The sequence below is a fragment of the Nocardia cyriacigeorgica GUH-2 genome, from assembly GCF_000284035.1.
Taxonomy (GTDB): Bacteria; Actinomycetota; Actinomycetes; order Mycobacteriales; family Mycobacteriaceae; genus Nocardia; species Nocardia cyriacigeorgica_B.
The window spans coordinates 4,593,247-4,613,831 of sequence record NC_016887.1 but is presented as its reverse complement, the minus strand read 5'-3'; the positions used below and the strand labels follow the sequence as shown (position 1 = coordinate 4,613,831).

The window sequence follows — 20,585 nt, the reverse complement described above, 5'->3', positions numbered from 1 at the left end:
TCAGACGCTCATCGACGGGTCCGGTTCGCCGTAAGCGGCGGCGATGTCTTCGGAGCTGCTCCAGCCACTGTAGGTGGGCGACTGGGGCCAGCCCTCGGGCGAGTCCTGCCATTCTTCCTGCCGGCCGTAGGGGAGCAGGTCGACCAAGGAGAAGGTGTAGCCGAGCTGTTCGACGCCGCGGCCATCGGTATGCCAGGTGCGGTAGACGGTGTCGCCGTCGCGCAGGAAGACGTTCACCGCGAACGCCCCCCGAGGTGGGGCGCCCACATCCGCCCCGAACGAGCTGTTCGCCGTGGAGTACCAGTCCATTTTGTTGCCGACCCGCCGTTTGTACGCGAGCGCCTCCTCGATGGGTCCCTGGGTGACGATCACGAAGCGTGCGTCGTAGTTGTCCAGGAACTTCAAGCGGGTGAACTGCGAGGTGAAGCTGGTGCACCCGCCGCACTGCCACTCCTGACCAGCGAACCACATGTGGTTGTAGACGATCAGCTGCGACTTCCCCTCGAAGACATCGACCAGCCGCACCGGTCCGTCCGCGCCTTCCAGCGTGTAATCGGGCATCTGTAGCGCAGGCATCCGGCGGCGCTGGGCGGCGATCGCATCGAGCTCGCGGGTCGCGGCCTTCTCCCGGGCACGCAACGCGGCGAGCTCACGCTGCCAGGTCTCGGCATCGACGACGGGCGGCAGTGCAGTCTTGCTCATTCGAATCCTCCCCGAGGGTCCAGACATCGGGCTGTAGATGTAGACCCCGCCCGTCCGCGGAATTCATCGGTCGCCGCAGAACGTCGACCCGCCCCTCATCGCGTGAAATCCAGTCCCGCCCCCGCGAGGTAGGTGGCGGTGATGGAGCCGTCGGGGTGTTTGTGGCCGTAGGCGGCGATGACGGCGCCGGGGGAGATGTCGGCGACCTGGGAGCCGAACAGGACGTGGACCTTGGTCGATGGGGTGGTGTGGACGGTTGTCGTTGTGCCGAAGAGGCTTTCGACTTGGAGGGTGGCGCCGTCGGTGGTGGCGACTCTGCCTACGGCGATCATTCGGCCGCCCTGAGGTGCCGGTGCAGGCGCGGGTGCAGGTTCGGCGGGAGCGGCGGATGTGGCGCGCGGGGGATCGACTTCTGGGGCGGGAGTGCTCGGGGCACGATGGCCGGTGAACAGGGCGATCAGCACGGCGAGCAGGGCGATCACGGTGGCGGTTCCGCCGAGCAGGAGAGTGGAGTGGGTGGGTGGGCTGTCCGAATCGTGTACCGAGATGTTCGGCTGGGCCGCATGGTCGAAAGAATCGGATTCATCCGCCTGCACGCCGGGCTGCGCCTGCGAGAGGCGGGACCAAGGCGTGGTCGACTGCGGCATAGGTCACAGCGTAAGGGCGGCTTGACGAGTCGGTATCGCCACTGACGGTGAGTGGGACGGCGCATTCCTCGGAGCCAGAACAGGATTCGACGTGATGAACCCAAACACCGATCCTGGCCGTGACGCTCAGCTCATGGGGCGCAGGATTCGCAACGTGATGAACAGTCCGAGGGCGAGGGCGACGGTGGCGGGGATCGCGGTGCTGAGGGTTCCGGTGAGGGCGGCGATGCCGGCGGTGAAGATGAGGCAGGTGGCGATGGCCAGCAGTGCGGTGCCCCATTCCATGCCGACGATCCGGGCGGGTCGGTGGCGCAGTGCTGTCATGACCGGGGAGTACCCGCCGCGGCCAGCAATCAAACCGTTATCGCGCGCCGGATGTCCGTTATGTGCCGCGATCAGCGGTTTGTCCGGGCTTTTCGCTCGTCGGAGAGCCATCATCGAGCCTTTCTCGGTGGACTCGCACCCTCATGGGCGGTCTACCGATAACGACCCGGCAACGGAGGCGATGGCACGCAGCAAACAACGAGACAACCGTCACGTCGCGGTGGAGCGAGCGCTCCCGGGCGCCGAAGGTCAGCGCTGGTGGACGATCTGCCGACCGGTGAGCACTCGCAGGATCTGTCCCGCGAACCGGCCCAGGCCACGGGCCGATCCGTGGCTGCGAGCTACCGACCAGACGTCGGTGGTGACCGGCGCCGGGAGTGGGCGCCCGGCGAAGCGGTCGGCGAGCCAATCCGCCATCGCCGGGGTGCCCAGGAATTCCAGCGGCAGGTGCAGCGCGAGCCGGTCGCGCAGGTAGTGGACCTCGGCGCCGGCCGCCCGATACCGGGCGACGAGCGCGTCCACGTCGGCGACGGCGATGACCTCGTCCGGGATCGCCTGCACGATCAACATCGGAATCTCCGGCGCGGTGGCGCCGGGACGGATGTCGTCGAAGATCGTTTGCAGCTGCGGCTGGGCGACCAGGTCGGCGATCCCGCCGTCGCTGTGCCGGTCGACGCTGCGGCCGGCGAACCGGGCCAGCAACGCGAAGGTCGTGCGCGACTCGGCCTCGGTGAGGAGCCGCAGGTAGCGCGGATACAACCGGTCGGCCAGCATCGGCGCCAGTTCGGGGTAGGCGCGCCGCAAACCCGCCGTGTAGACCGCGGCGAACCCGGCGTACGCGGTGGCGTTCAACCGCACGAACGCCGCCGCGGGATCGCCGACCGGCGATCCGGCGACCGCACCGACGAGATTGATCTCGGGCGCGTAGCCTGCGGCCACTTCCGCCGCCCACGCGGTCGCCAGCCCACCGCCGGAATAACCCCAGACGCCGACCGGTGTGGACGCCGACAGGCCCAGGGGCGGGAAGGTCAGCGCCGCCCTGATCCCGTCGAGCGTGCGGTACCCGGGTTCGCGCCCGGCTCCGAAGTGACCACGCATCCCCTCGTGGTCGGGCACGGAGACGGCCCAGCCCCGCGCCAGCGCATGCGCGACGAGCGGGAACTCCAGTTGCGGAACGGCTCCGAAGGCACGGGCGCCGCGCCGCCAGGCGTACGACGGAAAACACTGCGAGGCAACGGCATCGATGGCGCATTGGAACGACACCAGCGGGCGCGCCGTGCCCGGATCCGCATCCCAGGCGAGCAGGACGGTGGTCAGCGCGACTTCGGGATCACCGTGCCGATCGCAGGTCCGGTACAGCAGCTGCCAGGCGCGCACACGCTGGCGGACGAGGCCGTACCAGGCCAATTCCACAGTGCGAGAACGCAAGATCGTCCCGTTGGGTGCGGACGCGTAGTCCCGGGGTGGTGTGCAGAAGGGGTCGTGTTCGACCCGCAGTGGTGGGCCGGCGGCAGGCTGCGGATCGGTCGCGGCACGGGCAGGCCGAGGCAGGGCTTCGGGCACCGGCAGCGTCGCCTCGGGGTTCATCGCGGGTGGTCCTTCCGAGGCGCGGTCGAGCTGTTCGCTGCCAATCTTGGTCCGGATCGCGGCCGGGGTCACTACGTCGCCACCACCAACTGCACCGGCGAACCTTGTCGTGGGAAACAAGATCTTCGCGCGAATCGAGGTAGGTGACGACGTGCATTGCCGTGCGCCCTGTCGTCGGCCACAATCCGCGCATGACCGTCGACCTTCCCGCCCTGTCCGCGGACGCACCGATCATCGGCCGCCTCACACGCGGCCTACCCGGCATCGCCGACCGCATGCTCGCGGCCGGCCTCGGGTCGACCCCGCCCACCTCCCACCTGCCCGACGGTCACTTCTCCGAGGTGATCGGCGCGATCCTGTTGTGCGGCCGAGAATTCCTGCGCGCCATCACAGAGCAGCGCGAGTTCACCGACGCCGAACTCGCGCGCTACGTCGCGCCGGTGGTGCAACGGCATGCGGCGGAACGGATTCCGCTGCGCGCACTGATCGACGCCGTGTACGGGTCGGCCCAGCAGTTGCTGCGGGAATCGGCGCGGTCGGCGGGGCCGGAGGAGACCGGCGATCTGGTGGCCTTCGGCGCGCATCTGCTCGATCTGCTGCGCCGCATCAATATCGTCGTCTACGAGGAGTACGCGGAACTGGAACAGTCGGTGTACCAGCCCGACCGTGAGGCGCGCCGGGCGCTGTGTTCGGCTCTGCTGCACGGCCTTCCGGTGACGGAACTGGCCGCGCGTGCCGATATCGTGGTCGACAATCGGTACCGTGTCCTCGCGCTGCGGGTGCGGGCCGAGGAACAACGGGCGCCGGTGGCGACGTTGGTGGCCCGGCGCCGCATCCGGGTCCTCCAGTCGATCCTCGACGATCTCGTCGGCGGCGCCGCCCTGCACACCTTCGACGGGACCGCGGGCGTGCTGTTGCTGCCCGGCGGCGCCGACGATCATGCGCACCACCTGGCCGCCACCGCGGCGCAGCGCTTCGAGGTTCCGGTCTACGTGGCCGACGCCGGGGAAGTGGCGCGCACCGAGCTACCCGCAACGGCCGAGGAGGCCGAAGCCCTGGCCGACCTCGCCCGCGCCCTCGGCCGCCCGCCCGGCGTCTACCGCCTCGACGATCTGCTGCTGGAATACCAGCTGACCCGCCCCGGCCGAGCCCGCGACCGCCTGGCCGCACGCATCGCGCCCCTGACCACACGAGCGCATCTGCTCGCGGCCCTCGACGCCTATCTGCGCCACGGCACCGACCGGAAATCCGCGGCCGCCGAGGTGCACGTGCATCCCAACACCTTCAGCTACCGCCTGCGCCGCATCGCCGAACTCACCGGTCTCGACCCCGCCGATCCCACCGACACCCGGCTGCTGGCCGCCGCGCTCACCGTCGACCGGGTGCGCTGACGGGCCGGATCGCGCACCTCCACCACTGAGACGACGATCACGGGATAATCGGCCGTGACGATTGCCCATGCGCGGTGTCCAACACAGGAGCGGCGAGGAGGTGGGTGTGACCGCGACCGAGACGACGACCGTTCCGGACGATGCGACGCTGGTCAGTAGGTCCAAGGATGGTGACGTCCGGGCCTATGAACAGCTGGTGCTGCGATATCAGGGCCAGATGTTCCGGCTCGCGTCCAAGATGCTGGCCGACCGGGCCGAAGCCGAGGACGTGGTGCAGGAGGTCTTCCTCGCGGCCTGGCGGCGGCTGGCGCAACTGAACGAGGACGCGGCATTCGTGGGCTGGCTGTATCGGATGACGACCAATCGCTGCCTCAACGTCATCCGGGCACGCCGCCCGCATGTCGAGGCGGATCTGGATCTGACCGAATCGCCGCGTTCGGATATCCAGCCCGAGCACGCCACCCAAGTGAACACCCAGCTGGAGGCGCTGAATGCGGCGCTCCAGGATTTGACGCCCGAACAACGGGCCTGCTGGCTGCTGCGCGAAGTGCACGGCCTGTCGTATGAGGAGATCGGAGACATCGTCGGCGCGAACACAACCGCGGTCCGCGGTCGCATTGCCCGCGCACGAGCCCAACTGTCCGAGGTGATGAAGCCATGGCGGTGAACGAGACGACCGAGCAGGACTATGTCCTGCCGTGCGGCCGTGAACTGGAACAGGTCTGGGAGCGGCTCGACGCACTCGAGGCCGGCCGGGCCGACGCGCACGAGCTGACCTGCCCGCATTGCGCGGCGGCCCGCGACAGTCTGCTGGCCCTGCGTGCGGCGACCCGGCAGATGATCGAGGAGCCGGATACGCCGCCGCCGGACCTGGTGGGCCGGATCATGTCGGCGGTCCGCGCCGAGGTGCGCCGGGGTCGCACGCTCGATCTGCCGACGCCCGAGCCCGGTGCGGTGGAGGTGAGCGAGCAGGCTGTCAGCACGGTGTTGCGCTACGCGGCCGATTCGGTGCCGGGGGTGCGCGCGCGTCGCTGCCGGGTGCGTCCGGCCGGGATCGGCGACAGCGGCGAGTACCTGGTCGATGTCGAACTGTCGGTCGCGGTGCGATTCGGCCCGACGGCGGTGGCCGAGCTGATGCCGATCGTCCGCGAACGCATCACCGCAGCGCTGCCCGCCCGTATCGGGCTGACGCTGCACCGGCTCGATCTCACGATCGCCGACGTCTATGAAGACCCCTCGGCGTCCACCGCCGACGAATCCGGGAGCGACCAACGATGACGGCGGTAGCGGTACAGATCGAGCCTCCCGTGCTGGCGGCGGTCGCCGCGCACGCGGCCCTGTCGACGCCCGGTGTGGTGCGGTTGGAGCCGGGCGTGCGCGGGCTGATGACCACGCTGATGCGGGCGGGCAGGCAACGCTGGCTCGGAACCGATCCGGCCCCCGCGGAAGGTGTGCGCGTGCGAAGTACGGAGTCGGGCGGGCTGGTCGCCCAGGTCGATGTGGTGATCGCCGGCGACCGCCACGCCGGTGAGGTCGGGCGCGCGGTCCAGCGCACGGTCGCCCAGCGCGTGCGTGAGCAGACCGGGCAGGAGCTGGACGAGGTCGTGGTGTCGATTCTCGATATCGAACCGGAGCCGCGGTGATGGCGGCCGAGGACATCATCGACAAGATCATCGGTGCGGTGGAGGGCATCGCCGGGTTGCGGCCCGCCACCCCGATCGTGCGGGAGAACGCGACCTGGTGGCCGTGGGATGCCCGCAAGTACGCCGTCGACCTCACCGAGGACGCCGTGCAGGTCCGGGTGGTCGCGGCCGTACTGCCGCTACCGCCGCTGCTCGATCTGGCCGGCGCGGCGATTGAACCGGTCCTGGCGGGTACTCCCTGGGAGCGGGCCACGCTGCGACTGGTGGTCACCGAACTCGACGCGGCCGCTTTCACCGAGGACGGAACTGTGGGTCAGGTCACATCATGAGTCCGTGACGACTGCCCCGCCCGGGTGTCGAACACAGTGCGGGACCGAATCCGCTGCATCCCAAAGGAATCAGGAGGAACACCGATGACCGCCACTACCGACAAGACCACCACGCCCAACAACACCGCGGGCGAATCCGCCGCCGGCGAGAAGGCCCCGGCCAAAAAGGATCACGCACTGGTGACCGATCTCGGCACCACCACCATCTCCGACATCGTCGTGCAGAAGGTCGCCGGCCTCGCCGCCCGTGAGGTGCGCGGTGTGCACAACCTCGGCGGCAGCGCCGCCCGCGCGTTCGGCACCATCCGCGATCGCATCCCGGGCGCCTCGGCCAGCATCGGCCAGGGTGTTTCGGTCGAGGTCGGCGAGACCCAGGCCGCGGTCGACCTGGAGATCGTCGTCGAATACGGCGTCGCCATCGCCGAAGTGGCCCGCGCGGTGCGCCGCAATGTGATCACCGCGATCGAGCAGATGACCGGACTGCACGTGGTCGAGGTGAATATCAACGTCAACGACGTGTTCATTCCGGGTGATGACGACGACGCCGACGCGCCGCCGGCGCGCGTGCAGTAATCGAGGACCGGACCCAGCGAAGAGGAGTCGATTGTGAACGCCACGACGATAGGCCTGGCAGTGGGGATCGCGCTCGGGTTCGCCGCAGCGTTCGGCGGATTCGGCGCGTTCCTGATGGTGCTGGTGTTCGCCGTGCTCGGCTTGGTGGTCGGCCGGTGGCTCGACGGTGAGCTCGACCTCGCCGCGCTGGTCCGGTCCGCCCAGGACAAGGGCCGCCGATGACGTCGGTGGCGGTCCCTGCCGAGTTGCCCGGCCGGACCACGGTCAGCGAGCGCGCGGTGCGGCGGATCGCCGCGCACGCCGCTACCGAAGTGCCCGGCGTCGACCGCGGGGTGAAGGTCGACGCCACCGTCTCCGGTGACCGGACCGCGCTGGCGGTGCGGCTGCCGGTGCGGTACCCGCAGCCGGTGGGCCGGGTGACCGAGCAGGCCCGCGCCCACCTGCGCGAGCGCACCACCGAGCTGACCGGCATCACCGTCTCGCGGGTCGACATCGTGGTCCCGGAGCTCACCACCGAAACCGTTGCGCCAGGGAGGGTTCGATGATCCGCCGGCCGCGCCGCGCCTGGCCCGCCATCGTCATCGCGGTGGTGGTGCTGGCGGCGTGCGTCGCGGTGACGGTGTCGCTGGTGCAGCGGCTGACCGGGACCCGGGAGTACGTCTCCTACGATTCGGTGGCCGACGAGTTGCACGGCATCACCTGGAACGAGCTGCCGGTGCTGGTGGGCGGGATCGTCGCCCTGGTCATCGGGGTGGTGCTGCTGGTGATCGCGCTGCTGCCGGGACGGGCGAAGGTGCTGCCGCTGACCGGCCACGACGACGACATCCAGGCGGGCGTGAGCCGGTCCGGCCTGCGAACCATGTTGCGCAGCAGCGCCGCCCGGGTCGATGGCGTCACCTCGGCGCGGGTGAAGGTGCGCCGCGACACCGTCACCGTGATCGCCCGCACCGACCGGCACGACAACGCCGGGCTCGCCGACACCATCTGCGACACCGTCACCGGCCGGGTCCATCAGCTGGGCCGTCCGGTCAAGCGGGTGAAAGCGAAACTACACGGCCCCAAGCCCGGAGGTCCGCGATGAGCAAGGTGAATCGGCCCGCCGCGCTGAACCGGGTGCTGATCGGCCTGACCGGGCTGGTCTGCCTGGCCGCCGGTGGTTACGCGCTGGCCGCCTACTACGGGCAGCTGTCCTGGGTCGACCGGGAATCGACACTGGTCCCGGGTACCGCGGCCCCGCCGACATGGGTGTTCTGGGTGGTGATCGCCTGTGCGGTGGTCCTCGGGTTGTTGTGCCTTCGCTGGCTGCTCGCGCAGATCTTCCGGATGCCGAAATCGCGGTCCTGGCGGTTCGATACCGACGATTCGGCCGGCACGACGGTGATGGCGTCGTCGACCGCGGCGGCGCCGGTGGCCGCCGATATCGACGCCTTCGACGACGTGCGTGCGGCCTCGGCCTGGTTGACCGGCACCCGGTGGGCGCCGGAACTGCACCTCACCGTCACCGCGCAACCACACGCCGATGTGGGGCAGCTGCGCGCCCGGATCCTCGACGAGGCGGTGCCGCGGTTACGGCAGGCGCTCGAGCTCGAGACCATCCCGGTGACGTTGGAGCTGAGTTTCGCCGACGCCGGCAAGAAGCCGCAGCTGCGCTGAGCCGAGGGGGTGCCGTGGGGCCGAGCCCAGCGCGGGATGGGTGCCCGATAGCCTGTCGATATGCAGTGTTCGCCGACGACACCGAGGCTCCGGTGACCACCGACTGGTACACCCGTCCCGGCCGGATCGCGGTGCTCACCGGCGCCGGTATCTCCACCGATTCCGGAATCCCGGACTTCCGGGGCCCGCGCGGGGTGTGGACCAAGGATCCGATCGCGGAGCTGCTGTCGACCTACGACAACTATCTCGCCGACCCCGATCTGCGCCGGCGTTCCTGGCTGGCCCGCCGCGACAATCCGGCCTGGCAGGCGCGGCCCAATGCCGCCCACACCGCGCTGGTCGAACTGGAACGGGCCCGCACGCTGACCATCATCACCCAGAACGTCGACCGGCTCCATCAGCGCGCCGGTTCCTCGCCGAGCCGGGTGATCGAGATCCACGGCAATATGTTCGAAGTGGTCTGCGTCGACTGCGACTACACCGCCACGATGGCCGCGACGCTCGAGCGGGTCGCCGCGGGCGAGGACGATCCGCCGTGCCCGCAGTGCGGCGGCATCCTCAAGGCGGGCACGGTGATGTTCGGGCAGGCGATGGAACCGCGCACCATGCTGAAGGCGACGATCACCGCCGAGTCCGCCGATCTGTTCCTGGCGATCGGTACCTCGTTGCAGGTGGAGCCGGCCGCGTCGCTGTGCGCGCTCGCCGTGGACAACGGCGCCGACCTCGTCATCGTCAATGCCGAGCCCACGCCCTACGACCGCATCGCCACCGAGGTCATCCGCGAACCCATCGGCACCGCCGTCCCCGAACTCGTCTCGCGCATGCTCGGCTACTAGGGCTACCTGTCGTTTTCACGCGTGGAAAGCGTTGTGGCCGACACTGTTTTCCGAGCGCTACCCCCGCACACTGCTCGGCGTGGATCCGAAACGCTGCCGGAAGGCGGTGCTGAAACTGCTCACCGAACCGAATCCGAGGCCGAGCGCGATATCGGTGACGCTCGCGTGCCGGTAGGCCGGGCTGCGCAGCCGGGCATGCGCGAGCTGTAGCCGCTCTTCCCGGATCAGGTCGCGCGGCGTGGTGCCCGCCTGCTGAAGGGCGAGCTGCACCTGGCGCACCGACCAGCCGAGGGCACGGGCGATGTGCGCGCTGGACAGCTCCGGGTCTGCGGCATGGCGGCGAATGTAGTGCCGGACAGTCGATTCCACCTCGCCGAGATGGCTGCCGGTGGTCGGCACCTCGTCCAGGATCAGCATGCAGATCAGGTCGACCAGCCGCTCGGCCACGGCGTCGAATTGGGCCGCGGTGAGCGTGCCGGCCTCGCCGTAGAGTCCGGTCAGCATGGTCGCGGCCACCCGGCCCAGACCCGAACTCAGGTCCAGTGGCCGCGCGGGCGGCTCCGCGCGGTTGAGCCGATGCGCGATCTCGCGGCGCGGAATGGTCATGATCAAACCGTGGGTGCCGCGGCAGGCGGTGAACGACAACGGCCGGTTGATGGTGATCAGACTGCTCATCCCGGGCTCGAGCGAGCCGCTGCGCTCCTCGCTGGACAGGTCGAAACGTCCGGTGAGCGGCATGACCAGGCGATAGTCGTCATCGGGGTCGGCGCGGATATGGGAAGCGGCGCGGGTGTAGACGATCGGATCGGATTCGCGGCCGATGATCTGGTAGGTGTCGGTGCGGTGGCGCCGGATCCGGCCGAAGAAATCGGTGGCCGAGCCGAACTCGTAGCTCAACCGCACGCCCTGGAAGGAATCGACCAGCTCGGCCCAGTAGTCGACACGTTCGCGAGGATCGACCTCCGCCGTCGATGCCTCGTCGACCACCGCCGCACCTGCCATTACAGACTCCTTCTCGTGCCATGGGGACCCGGACTCGGCCCGTGCCCGTGGAGCCGAGGATAGGTCGTCGGCGACCGGTTCCGGGGCGAGTCGGGCGGGTAGATCTGCGCCGCAGCGCAAAGATTGTGCGCTGGGCGACAACCGCGCCGGTCCGGGCATCACTACATTTTCCTAGGTCCGGCGTCCGAAGGGCGACGAGGGGTCGCGCGGTAGGGGTATGGGTGAAGATTCTCAGTAGTCGTTGGCACTGTTTCGAATACACGCCTGCCGCCCCCGGCCCGTGCGCCGTCGCGCTGGAACCGGCGGCGCTCACCGCAACGCGCACCTTCCACGACTGCTTACTCCTGCATATCTATGTCGAGCCCGGCGAGGCCGGGCCCTCCGGCGAGATCGTCCGGACGCTCCAGGCGCTCATCGCGCAGAGCGGGGCGGGCTACGTGGTGATCAACGGCTCGGCCCTGCTGCCGAGCGGAGCGGCGCGCGCCGCGATGTCCGGACCGGACCTGCTCGCGCATCTGGCCGACACCCTCGACCTGGTCGAGGAGATCGCCGAGCGGCTCGAAGAACGCGGCGAGCGGGTGCACCTGATGCCATTCGGCTGGCGCCTGGACAGCGGCCCCGCCTGCGCGTTCGCCGGACCCTGCGATGTCGTGCGGGTACGCGAACCCGCGCCGGCGCGCCTGCGTCCGCACGTTCCGCCTGCCACCATCACCACCGTCGGCCCCACCCGGGCCAAGCCCTCCGGGTGGGCGACGATGCATCTGGTGCCGCCGCGACGTCAGCCGATGGGGCCGAGCACGCGGTCCAGATAGGGGTTGGCGAACACGCCCTTGGGGTCCAGGCGGCGGCGCACCTCGGCGAACCGATCCCAGTCCGGGTACCGCTCACGCAGCGTCTGCGCGGTCTGGAAATGGCGTTTGCCCCAGTGCGGGCGGCCGTCGAACCGATCGAACACCGCTTCGCAGGCGCGGAAATAGGGCTCGTAGTCCATGCCCTGGTACATGTGCACCGCGATGTAGCAGGTGTCGCGGCCGCCGGCGGGGGAGAGGAACGCGTCGTCGGGTGCCACCCAGCGCACCTCGATAGGCATGGGGGTATCGAAGCGGGTGGACAGGTCCTTGATCGCGCGGATGGCTTCGGCCGAATGCTCGCGCGGGATGGCGTATTCCATTTCGGTGAAGCGGATCAGCCGCGGTGAGGCGAACACCCGGTAGGACCGATCCACCTGACGGCGATAGCTACCGGCGTGCGCGGCACCGCGATGGATCCACGGCACCAGCCGCGGCTGCCAGCGGCCCAGCCGGCACAGCGCGTCGAAGGTGTAGTTGGACATCAGGATGTCGGCGAACCAGTCCACCACCTGCGAACGGGGCTGTTCGGCGAGTTCGACGCGGTTGTTGCGCTTGGTCATCGCCAGCGGGCTGTGCGCGAACATGTAGAACTCGAAATGGTCGTTACCGTCGAGATAGCTGTCCAGGTCGTCGAGCACGTCCTCGACCGGGACCGGCCGCTCGATGCCTTCGAGCACGAACGACGGCACCAACTGCAACGTCATCGCGGTGATCACACCCAGCGCGCCGAGGTTGACCCGCGCGGCCCGCCAGCCGTCCGGGTCGGACTGTTCGCTCAGCTCGACCACACTGCCGTCGGGGCGCATCAACTCCACCGAGTGCACTGCCGCCGAAAGGTTCTGCAAGGTAGCGCCGGTGCCGTGGGTCGCGGTGGCGGTGGCGCCGGCGATGGTCTGGGCGTCGATATCGCCGAGGTTGGGGAAGGCCAGTCCGTGGTTGTGCAGCGCCGGGCTCGCCGCGTGCAGCGTGAGCCCGGCCTCGACGCGGGCCAGGCCGCTGCCGCGGTCGACGTCGAGCACGCGGTTCATCCGGGACAGATCCAGCAGCAGTCCGTCGGTCAGGCAGATATCGGTGAACGAATGCCCGGAGCCGGCGACGCGGACCTGCTGGCCGGCATCCGCGGCCCGGCCGAGTAGGTCGGCTAGTTCATTGCGGTTGCGCGGAGCCGCGACGGATGCCGGCGTGCACTGCTGATCGCCGGCCCAGTTCATCCACGAATTGGTCACATGTTCAACTGTAAGGGATTGATTGTGACCTGCGCTACCCGCGGTGAGTTTCGCGGAATGAAGGAATCAGCGGCGGCGGCCGGTGCACAGAGCGGTCTTGGCCTGCTCGACCTCGTCGTCGTCGAGCGGCGGAACCGACAACGGCCGTCGTGGAACGAGTTCGGTGCGCACACCGTTGAGCACCAGTGCCATGTAGCGCCGCCACACCTGATCGTTGACCGGCCGGGCGAACTCGGCCAGCCCGTCGACCATGTGGACCATCGCGAAGAAATCCGAGGCCACGACGTCCGGTTGCAGCGCGCCGGCTTCCCGCGCGCGATCGACGATCCGGGCCACTACCGGCTTGATCCGGTCGCGCACGCAGGTGAACTGCTCGAGATCGTCTTCGAACTCCAGCATGACCTCGCTGAATCCGCGATTGGTCGCCATATGCCGGCAGGCGTATTCGAAGAACTCGACCAGGCCCTGCCACGGATCGGGATGGCGCACGCATTCCTCGGCCATCTCGGCGAACTCGTCGAGATGCTGCTGGAAGACCTCGGAGATGAGTTCCTTCTTGTTCGCGAACCGCCGGTAGACGGTGCCTACGCCGACGCCCGCGCGCTCGGCCACGTCATCGAGGGTGATCTCGAGTCCGTGGTCGGCGAACAGCTGGCGGGCGGCCTCGACGATGCGCTGCTGATTGCGTGCGGCATCAGCCCGCAAACGCCGGGTCGGAGGCATGGTCGTGGCGTGATTCACACCGTCATGTTAGCAGCGCGAGGATTAAGTGGAGGCACCGCCTCCGTTACTGTGATAGCGTTTCGGCTAACCGGAGGAACTACCTCCGTTTAATTTTCAACGAGGGGCGACGTGACCACCACCATCGAACGCGGGCCTTCCCCGCAACAGAAACCGACGTCAGGCAGGCGTGGCTCGCACGCACTGCGCTGGTGGGTGCTCGCCGTCCTCGGCGTCGCCCAGCTCATGGTCGTGCTCGACGCGACCGTGGTGAATATCGCGCTGCCCGAGGCGCAACGCGACCTCGGCTTCGGCGATGCCGACCGCCAGTGGGTCATCACCGGCTACGCGCTGGCCTTCGGTAGCTTGCTGCTACTGGGCGGGCGGCTCAGCGACCTGTTCGGCAGGCGCAACACCTTCATCGTCGGCCTGATCGGCTTCTCGGTGGCCTCCGCGGTCGGCGGCGCGGCCACCAACTTCGAGATGCTGGTCGGTGCCCGCATCGGTCAGGGTGTGTTCGGCGCGCTGCTGGCGCCCGCCGCGCTGTCGCTGCTGACGGTCACCTTCACCGAACCGTCCGAACGGGCCAAGGCCTTCGGCATCTTCGGTGCGGTCGCCGGTACCGGTGGCGCCATCGGCCTGCTGCTCGGTGGCGTGCTCACCGAATGGGCGTCCTGGCGCTGGGTGATGTTCGTGAACCTGGCCTTCGCTGCCGTCGCGCTGGTCGGCGCGGTGTTGCTGCTGGCCAAGCACACCGTCACCGAACGGCCCAAGCTCGACATCCCCGGCACCATCGTGGTCACCGCGGCCCTGTTCGGCATCGTCTACGGCTTCTCGCACGCCGAGACCGACGGCTGGACCAACCCGGTCACCCTGGCCTTCCTGTTCGGCGGCGCCGCGCTGCTTGCGGTGTTCGTGTGGCTGGAAACCCGGGTCGCCAACCCGCTGCTGCCACTGCGCGTCGTGCTCGACCGCACCAGGGGCGGATCGTTCATCACCGTGTTCGTGATGGGCATCGGGATGTTCGCGATCTTCCTGTTCCTGACCTACTACATGCAGCTCAGCCTCGGGTACTCGCCGATCACCACCGGTGTGGCGTTCCTGCCGATGGTTGCCGCGATGATCGTGTCGTCCACCACCACGCCGTCGCTGCTGCTGCCCAAGCTCGGACCGAAGATCGTGGTCAGCGCCGGGTTCCTGATCGCGGCCGCCGGTATGGCCTGGCTGACCCGGATCGGGCTGGACACCGGGTACACCACCCACATCCTGCCGGGTCTGATCCTGATGGGCCTCGGCCTCGGTGGCGCGATGGCCACGGCGTTCCAGGGCGCCACGGCCGGTGTGCACCACGAGGACGCCGGCGTCGCCTCGGCGACGATCAACACCAGCCAGCAGGTCGGTGGCTCGATCGGCACCGCGCTGCTGAGCACCATCGCGGCCTCGGCGGCCAGTGACTACATGGTCGGCCGCACCCCCGATCAGCTGACCGTCGCCCAGGCGGCGATCGAGAGCTACACCACCAGCTTCTGGTGGGCCACCGCGATCTTCGTGATCGGCGCCGTGGTGACGGGCGTGCTGCTGCCCAATACCGCACCCGCGCCCGCGGAGGGGGAGTTGGTGCTCGCGCACTGATCCCGTCGCGAAAGGACCGCCGCCCGTGGAGCTTCCGGCTCCGCGGGCGGCGGTGCATTGTCAGCAGTTCTGCGGCGGTGGTGTCCCCGCGAACCGGCCTTCGAGATAGTCCAGCGCCCGCAATGCGCCCGGCAGGACAGCACCGGTGTGATCGGCGCCGGCGAGCAGATCCAGCTGCACCGGTGTGCCTGCCGCGCAATACCGTTCGGCCGTTCGCCGTACCGGCTCGGCCGAGATCATGTCGGCCGTGCCGTGCCAGAGATACAGGGGCGCAGTCGGAACGCCGTCGAAGGTCTCCAGACTGTTGTCCCGCAGGATGGGTGCGGCGGCCGGGTCTTCGGTGGGCGGTTCGGTGAACACGGCGTCGGTGTCGAGGCCCGCTGCGGCCCGGACGATCTCGTCCATGCAGGCGTCGTCGACGCGGTCGAGCAGTGCCGCCCCGGCGGGATTCAGATACTCCTCCAGCGTGACCTCCGGGTACTCGCGGGCCAATCCGACCGCGGCCGCGAATCCCAGCCCGAACATCGGGTTCGGCCGATCGCCGAGATCGCGCGCCAGCGCACCGAGATTCATCGGCACCCCACCCGCCGCCGCACCGGCAATCGGCAGCTCGGGCGCGTAACCCGGGGCAAGGGCGGCCGCGAACCCGGTGGCCATACCGCCACCGGAATATCCGGCCAGCGCCACCGGACTGTCGTCGAGACCGGCCGAGTCGAACTGCCGGACCGCGCGAATCCCGTCCAGGGTGATCCGCCCGCCCAGTTGTGCGGCACCGTAAGCGCTCTCCGGTCCGAGGTGATCGGGCACCGCGACCGCCCAGCCACGCGACAGCAGCAGATTCACCGCCGGCGCCTCGCGCAGCGTCCCGGCGAGTAGCGAACGCGATGGTGCGCACTGTGTTCCGAGCGAGTTGACGAACGGCTGGTACGACACCACCGGCCGATCCGGCGCCGCACCCGCGGGCAGCAGCACCGTGGTCACCGCGGCGATCGGGTCCCCGTGCGAGTCCGTGCTGCGGAAAGCCAACTGCCAAGCGGTGGTATCGGCGAATCCGGCCGCACTCACCTGCCTGCTGCGAATCACCTGCCCGGGCCGGTACTCGTCGAGATCGGCCGGCGCCGAGTAGAAATCTCCGGCCTCGGACGCCGTGTGGACGGTCAACGTCGCGGGGATGGTGTCGCCCAGTGCCAGCACCGACGCGACGGCGAGCGCGAGGATCAGACGGCGGATCACCAGACTCGCCCGACGCGCCGGAGAATGCCGTATGCTCAACGTTTGCTCGGGTGCGGCGTGGCGCTCGGACCGGTGCCGGCGTCGCCGTATTCGTGAACTCCGCGGTGCCGCCATCACCGGCTCCAAGACGAGGCTGTCGACTGTGTTCGGTCTTCGGCGAAGACCTCAGTCGATTCGTACTGCGCGCCGGTCGGTGTGTCAACGACGGCCGTCGCCCGAGCGGCTGCGCCGTCGGCCGGCGCCGTTGCTACCGATAGCGTTGCGGTAGACGCGGCGGCGCTCGGGCGGCCGGTCACCGGGCTGGGACAGGAGGTTGGGGACGTGTCATCGCGGGCCGAAGCCCGGATCGCCGATCCGCTGGTGCTGCTCGTCGTGGCGCTGGGCGGCGGCCTGGGTGCGCTGGCGCGCTACGGTTTCGCGCGCTGGTTGCCGACGCGGCCCGGCGCGTTCCCGGTGGCGACGTTCGCCGTCAACGTGATCGGCTGCGTGGCCATGGGCGTGCTGATGGTTCTCCTCACCGAGGTGTGGGTAGCCCACCGGCTGCTGCGGCCCTTCCTCGGCGTCGGCGTGCTCGGCGGCTTCACCACCTTCTCCACCTACAGCGCCGAGATTCGTACACTGCTCGAATCAGGTGCCGTCGGCATGGGGCTCGGCTATCTCGGCGCCACGATGGTGATCTGCCTGGCGGCGGTGGTGGCCGGGATGGCAGGGGCGCGGTGGGTAACTGGAAGTGTGCGCCAGAACTGGGTGAACGGCACGGAAGGGGGTCAGTGATGACCGAGGAGATCCGCGGCGCGCGGCACCGGGCGGACACGGCCGAGGCGGGCCGTCCGGAGGTGAGCCGATGACAGCGATCTGGGTGATCGCCGGCGGAATGCTCGGAGCCCCGGCGCGCTACCTCATCGACCGGGCCGTCACCGCCCGTTCGAATTCCATGCTGCCGCTGGGGACTTTGACGGTTAACATTGTCGGTTCGGCGCTGCTCGGTGCACTGATCGGGGCGGGGGCGAACGGCTGGCTGGTGGCTGGCGCGGAAACCGGATTCTGCGGCGCGCTCACCACGTTCAGCACGTTCGGCTACGAGACGATCAGGCTGGTGTCCGACGGTGCGTACGGCTACGCCCTCGGCAACATCGTGCTGAGCGTCGCGACCTGCCTGGCCGTGGTGTACGCCGCCGCGTCCATGACCGAATGGCTGTTCACATGATTCTGATGACGAGCCGGGCACAGCCGACCCGGAAGGGAGATCCCAGCATGGCGCACGATCGAGCCGGACGGCCCGCGCGGCCGAGCGACCTCGTGGACGTCCCCGGCCTGGTGACCGCCTACTACACCCGGATCCCGGACCCGGCCGAGCCGGCTCAGCTGGTGTCGTTCGGCACCTCCGGCCACCGCGGGTCCAGCCTGGACACCACATTCAACGAAGCCCACATCCTCGCCATCACCCAGGCCATCGTGGAGTACCGGGCCACCCGCGGCATCACCGGTCCGGTCTATCTGGCGCGCGACACCCATGCGCTGTCCGAGCCTGCCTGGACCACGGTGCTCGAGGTGCTCGCCGCCAACGGCGTCACCGCGATGATCGACTCCCGCGACCGCTACACCCCGACCCCCGCGCTCAGCCATGCCGTCCTGCGCCACAACCGCGGCGGCACCAAACACCAGGCCGACGGCATCGTCGTCACCCCCTCGCACAATCCGCCCCGCGACGGCGGCATCAAATACAACCCGCCGCACGGCGGGCCGGCCGACACCGTCGCCACCGACGCCATCGCCGAGCGTGCCAACGAGCTGCTGCGCGGCGGCCTCGCCGAGGTCAAGCACGGCACCCTCGCCCAGGCCCTGCCCACCGTGCAGCGCTACGACTACCTCGACCACTACATCGCCGACCTGCCCAGCGTGCTCAACCTCGATGCCATCCGCGGCGCGGGCATCCGGCTCGGCGCCGATCCGATGGGCGGGGCCAGCGTCGACTACTGGGAGGAGATCGGGCAGCGCTTCGACCTCGAACTCGAGGTGGTCAACCCGCTGGTCGATCCGACCTGGCGGTTCATGCCGCTGGACTCCGACGGCAAGATCCGGATGGATCCGTCGTCCCGGTTCGCGATGAACTCGCTGGTGTCGATCAAGGACGATTACGACATCTCCACCGGCAACGACGCCGACGCCGACCGCCACGGCATCGTCACCCCCGACGGCGGGCTGATGAACCCCAATCACTTCCTCGCCGTCGCCATCGAATACCTGGTGCCCAATCGGATGGGCTGGGACGCGCTCACCAAGATCGGCAAGACCGTCGTCACCTCGTCGATGATCGACCGCGTGGTCAGCGTGCTGGGTCGCGACGTGCACGAGGTGCCGGTCGGGTTCAAATGGTTCGTGCCCGGATTGTTCAGCGGCAGCCTCGCTTTCGGCGGTGAGGAGAGCGCGGGCGCGTCGCTGTTGCGGATGGACGGCAGCGTCTGGACCACCGACAAGGACGGCATCGTGCTGGCTTTGCTGGCTGCCGAGATCACCGCCGTCACCGGGCAGAGCCCGTCGGCGCGCTATGTCGAACTCGAGCGCCGCTACGGCAGCCCGGCCTACGCCCGCGTCGACGCACCCGCCGACGCCGAGCAGAAGAAGCTGCTGGCCGAGCTGGCCCCCGAGCAAGTCAGCGCGTCCGAGATCGCCGGCGAACCGATCACCGCGGTGCTCACCCGCGCCCGCGGCAACGGCGCACCGCTGGGCGGGTTGAAGGTGACCACCGAGAACGCGTGGTTCGCCGCGCGCCCGTCGGGCACCGAGGACAAATACAAGATCTACGCCGAGTCCTTCCATGGTCCCGAGCACCTCGAGCAGGTGCAAGCGGCCGCCGAGGAACTGGTGGGGCAAGCTCTATCGAGTGACCGCTAGTTCGAAAGCTCTGCCCCGCGAGATCTGGGTCCTGGTCGGGGCCGCGTTCGTCATCGCCATCGGATTCGGCCTCGTCTCGCCCGTGCTGCCGCAGTACGCGCGCAGCTTCGGCGTCGGATTCGCGGCGGCCTCGGCCATCGTCAGCGCGTTCGCGCTGATGCGGTTGCTGTTCGCGCCGATGAGCGGCCGGTTGGTGCAGAAGCTCGGCGAGCGCTGGGTCTACACCAGCGGCCTGCTCATCGTCGCGGTGTCGACCGGCGCCAGCGCCTTCGCGCAGACCTACTGGCAGTTGCTGGTGCTGCGCTCGGCCGGCGGGATCGGCTCGACGATGTTCACGGTGTCGTCGCTGGCCCTGCTGATCCGGATGTCGCCGCCGGACCAGCGCGGGCGCATCTCGGGCCTGTGGTCGACCAGTTTCCTCATCGGCTCGCTCGCCGGACCGCTGATCGGCGGTCTGCTGGCCGAGTTCGGGCTGCGGGCGCCGTTTCTGATCTATGCGATCGCGCTGCTCATCGCCTGCGGCGTGGTCTATGTCAACCTGCGCGATTCACACCTGGCCGCGCCGGAAACCGCCGACACCGCACCGCCGAGCATGAGCTTCCGCGACGGACTCGCACGCTCGGAATACCGGGCGGTGCTGTGGTCCAACTTCGCCAACGGCGCGGCCGTGTTCGGCGTGCGGATGGCATTGGTGCCGCTGCTGGTGGTGGAGGTGCTGGAACAGCCCGCAGGCATGGCGGGCGTCGCCTTGACCGTCTTCGCCGCGGGCAATGCCGTGGTGCTGTTCTTCTCCGGCCAGCTCTCCGACCGCTTCGGCCGCAAACCCTTCCTCATCATCGGCACCACCGTCTGCGCCATCGGCACGGCGGGTCTGGGCATCGCACCGAACCTGATCTGGCTGCTGGTGTCGTCGTTTGTCGCCGGCCTCGGCTCGGGCATGTTCACTCCGGCGCAGCAGGCGGCCGTCGCCGACATCATCGGCCCCAAGGTGCGCGGTGGGCCGGTGCTGGCCGGGTTCCAGATGTCGGCCGACCTCGGCGCGGTGCTCGGCCCGATCGCCGTCGGTTTCATCGCCGAGCGGTTGAACTTCGGGGTGGGGCTCATCGTCACCGGCGGGCTGCTGGCCGTCGCGGCGGTGGCCTGGCTGGTGGTCCCGGAACCGATGCGGCGCGGGGAGGTGCGGATGGACAAGCGCATCGAGACCGTCGACGAGGAAGCCGACCAGCTGGCGGCGCCGTGCACCTGTGATGGCGGGCCGGGCGGGGGAGTGGCGGCGAACTCCGTCGAGCAGGTCGTGCACGCCGACGGCGAGGCGAAAGGCCGGCGGTAGCGCGCCGTTGC

At 69.3% G+C, this 20,585-nt stretch carries 25 protein-coding genes; 17 read left to right on the top strand and 8 right to left on the bottom strand.

The genetic code is table 11. The annotated features are described in order from the left end of the window. The 4 genes from NOCYR_RS20930 to NOCYR_RS20915 all read right to left on the bottom strand — a co-directional run bounded on the left by NOCYR_RS20930 (nucleotide 1) and on the right by NOCYR_RS20915 (nucleotide 3,260). Nucleotides 1–702 carry a DUF899 domain-containing protein gene (locus NOCYR_RS20930; protein WP_014352399.1) on the bottom strand — a complete coding sequence of 234 codons (702 nt, stop codon included), beginning with the start codon at nucleotides 700–702 and terminating at the stop codon, nucleotides 1–3. A 95-nt stretch (nucleotides 703–797) separates the two neighbouring features. Continuing rightward, nucleotides 798–1,349, bottom strand: a complete 552-nt coding sequence (locus NOCYR_RS20925) for a hypothetical protein (RefSeq protein WP_014352398.1) — start codon at nucleotides 1,347–1,349, stop codon at nucleotides 798–800. Between the two features lie 126 nt (nucleotides 1,350–1,475). Then, the gene (locus tag NOCYR_RS29775) at nucleotides 1,476–1,673 is read right to left on the bottom strand and encodes a hypothetical protein (RefSeq protein ID WP_048833578.1); all 198 of its coding nucleotides are present in this window, start codon (nucleotides 1,671–1,673) and stop codon (nucleotides 1,476–1,478) included. 249 nt (nucleotides 1,674–1,922) lie between these two features. Next, nucleotides 1,923–3,260 (bottom strand): lipase family protein, encoded by a 1,338-nt coding sequence (locus NOCYR_RS20915; protein WP_081505612.1) that lies wholly within the window; start codon nucleotides 3,258–3,260, stop codon nucleotides 1,923–1,925. Between the two features lie 191 nt (nucleotides 3,261–3,451). Here NOCYR_RS20915 and NOCYR_RS20910 point away from each other — a divergent pair, with 191 nt between their 5' ends. The 11 genes from NOCYR_RS20910 (at nucleotide 3,452) to NOCYR_RS20860 (ending at nucleotide 9,685) form a co-directional block, all read left to right on the top strand. Beyond that, nucleotides 3,452–4,651 (top strand): PucR family transcriptional regulator, encoded by a 1,200-nt coding sequence (locus NOCYR_RS20910; protein WP_014352395.1) that lies wholly within the window; start codon nucleotides 3,452–3,454, stop codon nucleotides 4,649–4,651. A 106-nt stretch (nucleotides 4,652–4,757) separates the two neighbouring features. After that, nucleotides 4,758–5,318, top strand: coding sequence for an RNA polymerase sigma factor (locus NOCYR_RS20905; protein ID WP_014352394.1), 561 nt, complete (start codon nucleotides 4,758–4,760; stop codon nucleotides 5,316–5,318). Next, nucleotides 5,309–5,929, top strand: a complete 621-nt coding sequence (locus tag NOCYR_RS20900; RefSeq protein WP_048833577.1) for a hypothetical protein — start codon at nucleotides 5,309–5,311, stop codon at nucleotides 5,927–5,929. The genes NOCYR_RS20905 and NOCYR_RS20900 overlap by 10 nt, the downstream gene beginning before the upstream one ends. Continuing rightward, nucleotides 5,926–6,294 carry an Asp23/Gls24 family envelope stress response protein gene (locus NOCYR_RS20895; RefSeq protein WP_014352392.1) on the top strand — a complete coding sequence of 123 codons (369 nt, stop codon included), beginning with the start codon at nucleotides 5,926–5,928 and terminating at the stop codon, nucleotides 6,292–6,294. The genes NOCYR_RS20900 and NOCYR_RS20895 overlap by 4 nt, the downstream gene beginning before the upstream one ends. Then, on the top strand, nucleotides 6,294–6,623 hold the full coding sequence (locus NOCYR_RS20890; RefSeq protein ID WP_014352391.1) for a hypothetical protein: 330 nt from the start codon (nucleotides 6,294–6,296) through the stop codon (nucleotides 6,621–6,623). Before NOCYR_RS20895 ends, NOCYR_RS20890 begins: the two co-directional genes overlap by 1 nt. An 84-nt stretch (nucleotides 6,624–6,707) precedes the next feature. Then, nucleotides 6,708–7,196: an Asp23/Gls24 family envelope stress response protein gene (locus NOCYR_RS20885; RefSeq protein WP_014352390.1), complete on the top strand. Its 489-nt coding sequence runs from the start codon at nucleotides 6,708–6,710 to the stop codon at nucleotides 7,194–7,196. Between the two features lie 33 nt (nucleotides 7,197–7,229). Then, a complete protein-coding gene (locus NOCYR_RS20880; protein WP_014352389.1) occupies nucleotides 7,230–7,418 on the top strand; it encodes a hypothetical protein in 189 nt (62 codons plus the stop codon). Beyond that, nucleotides 7,415–7,741, top strand: a complete 327-nt coding sequence (locus NOCYR_RS20875) for an Asp23/Gls24 family envelope stress response protein (protein ID WP_014352388.1) — start codon at nucleotides 7,415–7,417, stop codon at nucleotides 7,739–7,741. Before NOCYR_RS20880 ends, NOCYR_RS20875 begins: the two co-directional genes overlap by 4 nt. After that, on the top strand, nucleotides 7,738–8,277 hold the full coding sequence (locus NOCYR_RS20870) for a DUF6286 domain-containing protein (RefSeq protein WP_014352387.1): 540 nt from the start codon (nucleotides 7,738–7,740) through the stop codon (nucleotides 8,275–8,277). Before NOCYR_RS20875 ends, NOCYR_RS20870 begins: the two co-directional genes overlap by 4 nt. Then, nucleotides 8,274–8,849 (top strand): alkaline shock response membrane anchor protein AmaP, encoded by a 576-nt coding sequence (locus tag NOCYR_RS20865; protein ID WP_014352386.1) that lies wholly within the window; start codon nucleotides 8,274–8,276, stop codon nucleotides 8,847–8,849. Before NOCYR_RS20870 ends, NOCYR_RS20865 begins: the two co-directional genes overlap by 4 nt. Nucleotides 8,850–8,941: 92 nt before the next feature. Further along, nucleotides 8,942–9,685: an SIR2 family NAD-dependent protein deacylase gene (locus tag NOCYR_RS20860; protein WP_048834352.1), complete on the top strand. Its 744-nt coding sequence runs from the start codon at nucleotides 8,942–8,944 to the stop codon at nucleotides 9,683–9,685. Between the two features lie 57 nt (nucleotides 9,686–9,742). On the opposite strand, the gene NOCYR_RS20855 is transcribed toward NOCYR_RS20860, so the two are convergent. Then, nucleotides 9,743–10,687, bottom strand: coding sequence for a helix-turn-helix domain-containing protein (locus NOCYR_RS20855; RefSeq protein ID WP_014352384.1), 945 nt, complete (start codon nucleotides 10,685–10,687; stop codon nucleotides 9,743–9,745). Nucleotides 10,688–10,908: 221 nt separating this feature from the next. On the opposite strand from NOCYR_RS20855, the gene NOCYR_RS20850 reads away from it, so the two are divergent. Then, nucleotides 10,909–11,499, top strand: coding sequence for a hypothetical protein (locus tag NOCYR_RS20850; protein WP_048833576.1), 591 nt, complete (start codon nucleotides 10,909–10,911; stop codon nucleotides 11,497–11,499). Here the strand turns inward: NOCYR_RS20850 and NOCYR_RS20845 are convergent. Both NOCYR_RS20845 and NOCYR_RS20840 read right to left on the bottom strand, forming a co-directional pair. Next, complete coding sequence (locus NOCYR_RS20845; protein ID WP_014352382.1) at nucleotides 11,466–12,764, bottom strand: D-arabinono-1,4-lactone oxidase; 1,299 nt, start codon at nucleotides 12,762–12,764, stop codon at nucleotides 11,466–11,468. The two genes, NOCYR_RS20850 and NOCYR_RS20845, sit on opposite strands and share 34 nt — an antisense overlap. A 66-nt stretch (nucleotides 12,765–12,830) precedes the next feature. Then, on the bottom strand, nucleotides 12,831–13,505 hold the full coding sequence (locus tag NOCYR_RS20840) for a TetR/AcrR family transcriptional regulator (protein ID WP_175587180.1): 675 nt from the start codon (nucleotides 13,503–13,505) through the stop codon (nucleotides 12,831–12,833). Nucleotides 13,506–13,616: 111 nt separating this feature from the next. Here NOCYR_RS20840 and NOCYR_RS20835 point away from each other — a divergent pair, with 111 nt between their 5' ends. Further along, the gene (locus NOCYR_RS20835; RefSeq protein ID WP_014352380.1) at nucleotides 13,617–15,116 is read left to right on the top strand and encodes an MFS transporter; all 1,500 of its coding nucleotides are present in this window, start codon (nucleotides 13,617–13,619) and stop codon (nucleotides 15,114–15,116) included. A 60-nt stretch (nucleotides 15,117–15,176) separates the two neighbouring features. Here NOCYR_RS20835 and NOCYR_RS20830 read toward each other — a convergent pair whose 3' ends face one another. Continuing rightward, nucleotides 15,177–16,349 (bottom strand): lipase family protein, encoded by a 1,173-nt coding sequence (locus NOCYR_RS20830; RefSeq protein WP_014352379.1) that lies wholly within the window; start codon nucleotides 16,347–16,349, stop codon nucleotides 15,177–15,179. A 321-nt stretch (nucleotides 16,350–16,670) separates the two neighbouring features. Between NOCYR_RS20830 and crcB the strand changes: the two genes are divergently transcribed. The 4 genes from crcB (at nucleotide 16,671) to NOCYR_RS20810 (ending at nucleotide 20,574) form a co-directional block, all read left to right on the top strand. Next, entirely contained in the window at nucleotides 16,671–17,123 is a 453-nt protein-coding gene (gene crcB / locus NOCYR_RS20825; RefSeq protein ID WP_014352378.1) for a fluoride efflux transporter CrcB, read from the top strand. Between the two features lie 70 nt (nucleotides 17,124–17,193). Beyond that, entirely contained in the window at nucleotides 17,194–17,556 is a 363-nt protein-coding gene (locus tag NOCYR_RS20820) for a fluoride efflux transporter FluC (protein ID WP_014352377.1), read from the top strand. A gap of 47 nt (nucleotides 17,557–17,603) precedes the next feature. After that, nucleotides 17,604–19,244, top strand: coding sequence for a phosphoglucomutase (alpha-D-glucose-1,6-bisphosphate-dependent) (gene pgm, locus NOCYR_RS20815; RefSeq protein WP_014352376.1), 1,641 nt, complete (start codon nucleotides 17,604–17,606; stop codon nucleotides 19,242–19,244). Then, the gene (locus NOCYR_RS20810; protein ID WP_014352375.1) at nucleotides 19,234–20,574 is read left to right on the top strand and encodes an MFS transporter; all 1,341 of its coding nucleotides are present in this window, start codon (nucleotides 19,234–19,236) and stop codon (nucleotides 20,572–20,574) included. The genes pgm and NOCYR_RS20810 overlap by 11 nt, the downstream gene beginning before the upstream one ends. Nucleotides 20,575–20,585: the final 11 nt, after the last annotated feature.

Excerpts from the sequence above, each read along its gene's own strand:
- NOCYR_RS20930 (WP_014352399.1), bottom strand. The coding sequence starts at position 702 with ATGAGCAAGACTGCACTGCCGCCCGTCGTCGATGCCGAGACCTGGCAG.
- NOCYR_RS20925 (WP_014352398.1), bottom strand. The coding sequence starts at position 1,349 with ATGCCGCAGTCGACCACGCCTTGGTCCCGCCTCTCGCAGGCGCAGCCC.
- NOCYR_RS29775 (WP_048833578.1), bottom strand. The coding sequence starts at position 1,673 with ATGACAGCACTGCGCCACCGACCCGCCCGGATCGTCGGCATGGAATGG.
- NOCYR_RS20915 (WP_081505612.1), bottom strand. The coding sequence starts at position 3,260 with ATGAACCCCGAGGCGACGCTGCCGGTGCCCGAAGCCCTGCCTCGGCCT.
- NOCYR_RS20910 (WP_014352395.1), top strand. The coding sequence starts at position 3,452 with ATGACCGTCGACCTTCCCGCCCTGTCCGCGGACGCACCGATCATCGGC.
- NOCYR_RS20900 (WP_048833577.1), top strand. The coding sequence starts at position 5,309 with ATGGCGGTGAACGAGACGACCGAGCAGGACTATGTCCTGCCGTGCGGC.
- NOCYR_RS20895 (WP_014352392.1), top strand. The coding sequence starts at position 5,926 with ATGACGGCGGTAGCGGTACAGATCGAGCCTCCCGTGCTGGCGGCGGTC.
- NOCYR_RS20890 (WP_014352391.1), top strand. The coding sequence starts at position 6,294 with ATGGCGGCCGAGGACATCATCGACAAGATCATCGGTGCGGTGGAGGGC.
- NOCYR_RS20885 (WP_014352390.1), top strand. The coding sequence starts at position 6,708 with ATGACCGCCACTACCGACAAGACCACCACGCCCAACAACACCGCGGGC.
- NOCYR_RS20875 (WP_014352388.1), top strand. The coding sequence starts at position 7,415 with ATGACGTCGGTGGCGGTCCCTGCCGAGTTGCCCGGCCGGACCACGGTC.
- NOCYR_RS20870 (WP_014352387.1), top strand. The coding sequence starts at position 7,738 with ATGATCCGCCGGCCGCGCCGCGCCTGGCCCGCCATCGTCATCGCGGTG.
- NOCYR_RS20865 (WP_014352386.1), top strand. The coding sequence starts at position 8,274 with ATGAGCAAGGTGAATCGGCCCGCCGCGCTGAACCGGGTGCTGATCGGC.
- NOCYR_RS20855 (WP_014352384.1), bottom strand. The coding sequence starts at position 10,687 with ATGGCAGGTGCGGCGGTGGTCGACGAGGCATCGACGGCGGAGGTCGAT.
- NOCYR_RS20820 (WP_014352377.1), top strand. The coding sequence starts at position 17,194 with ATGACAGCGATCTGGGTGATCGCCGGCGGAATGCTCGGAGCCCCGGCG.
- pgm (WP_014352376.1), top strand. The coding sequence starts at position 17,604 with ATGGCGCACGATCGAGCCGGACGGCCCGCGCGGCCGAGCGACCTCGTG.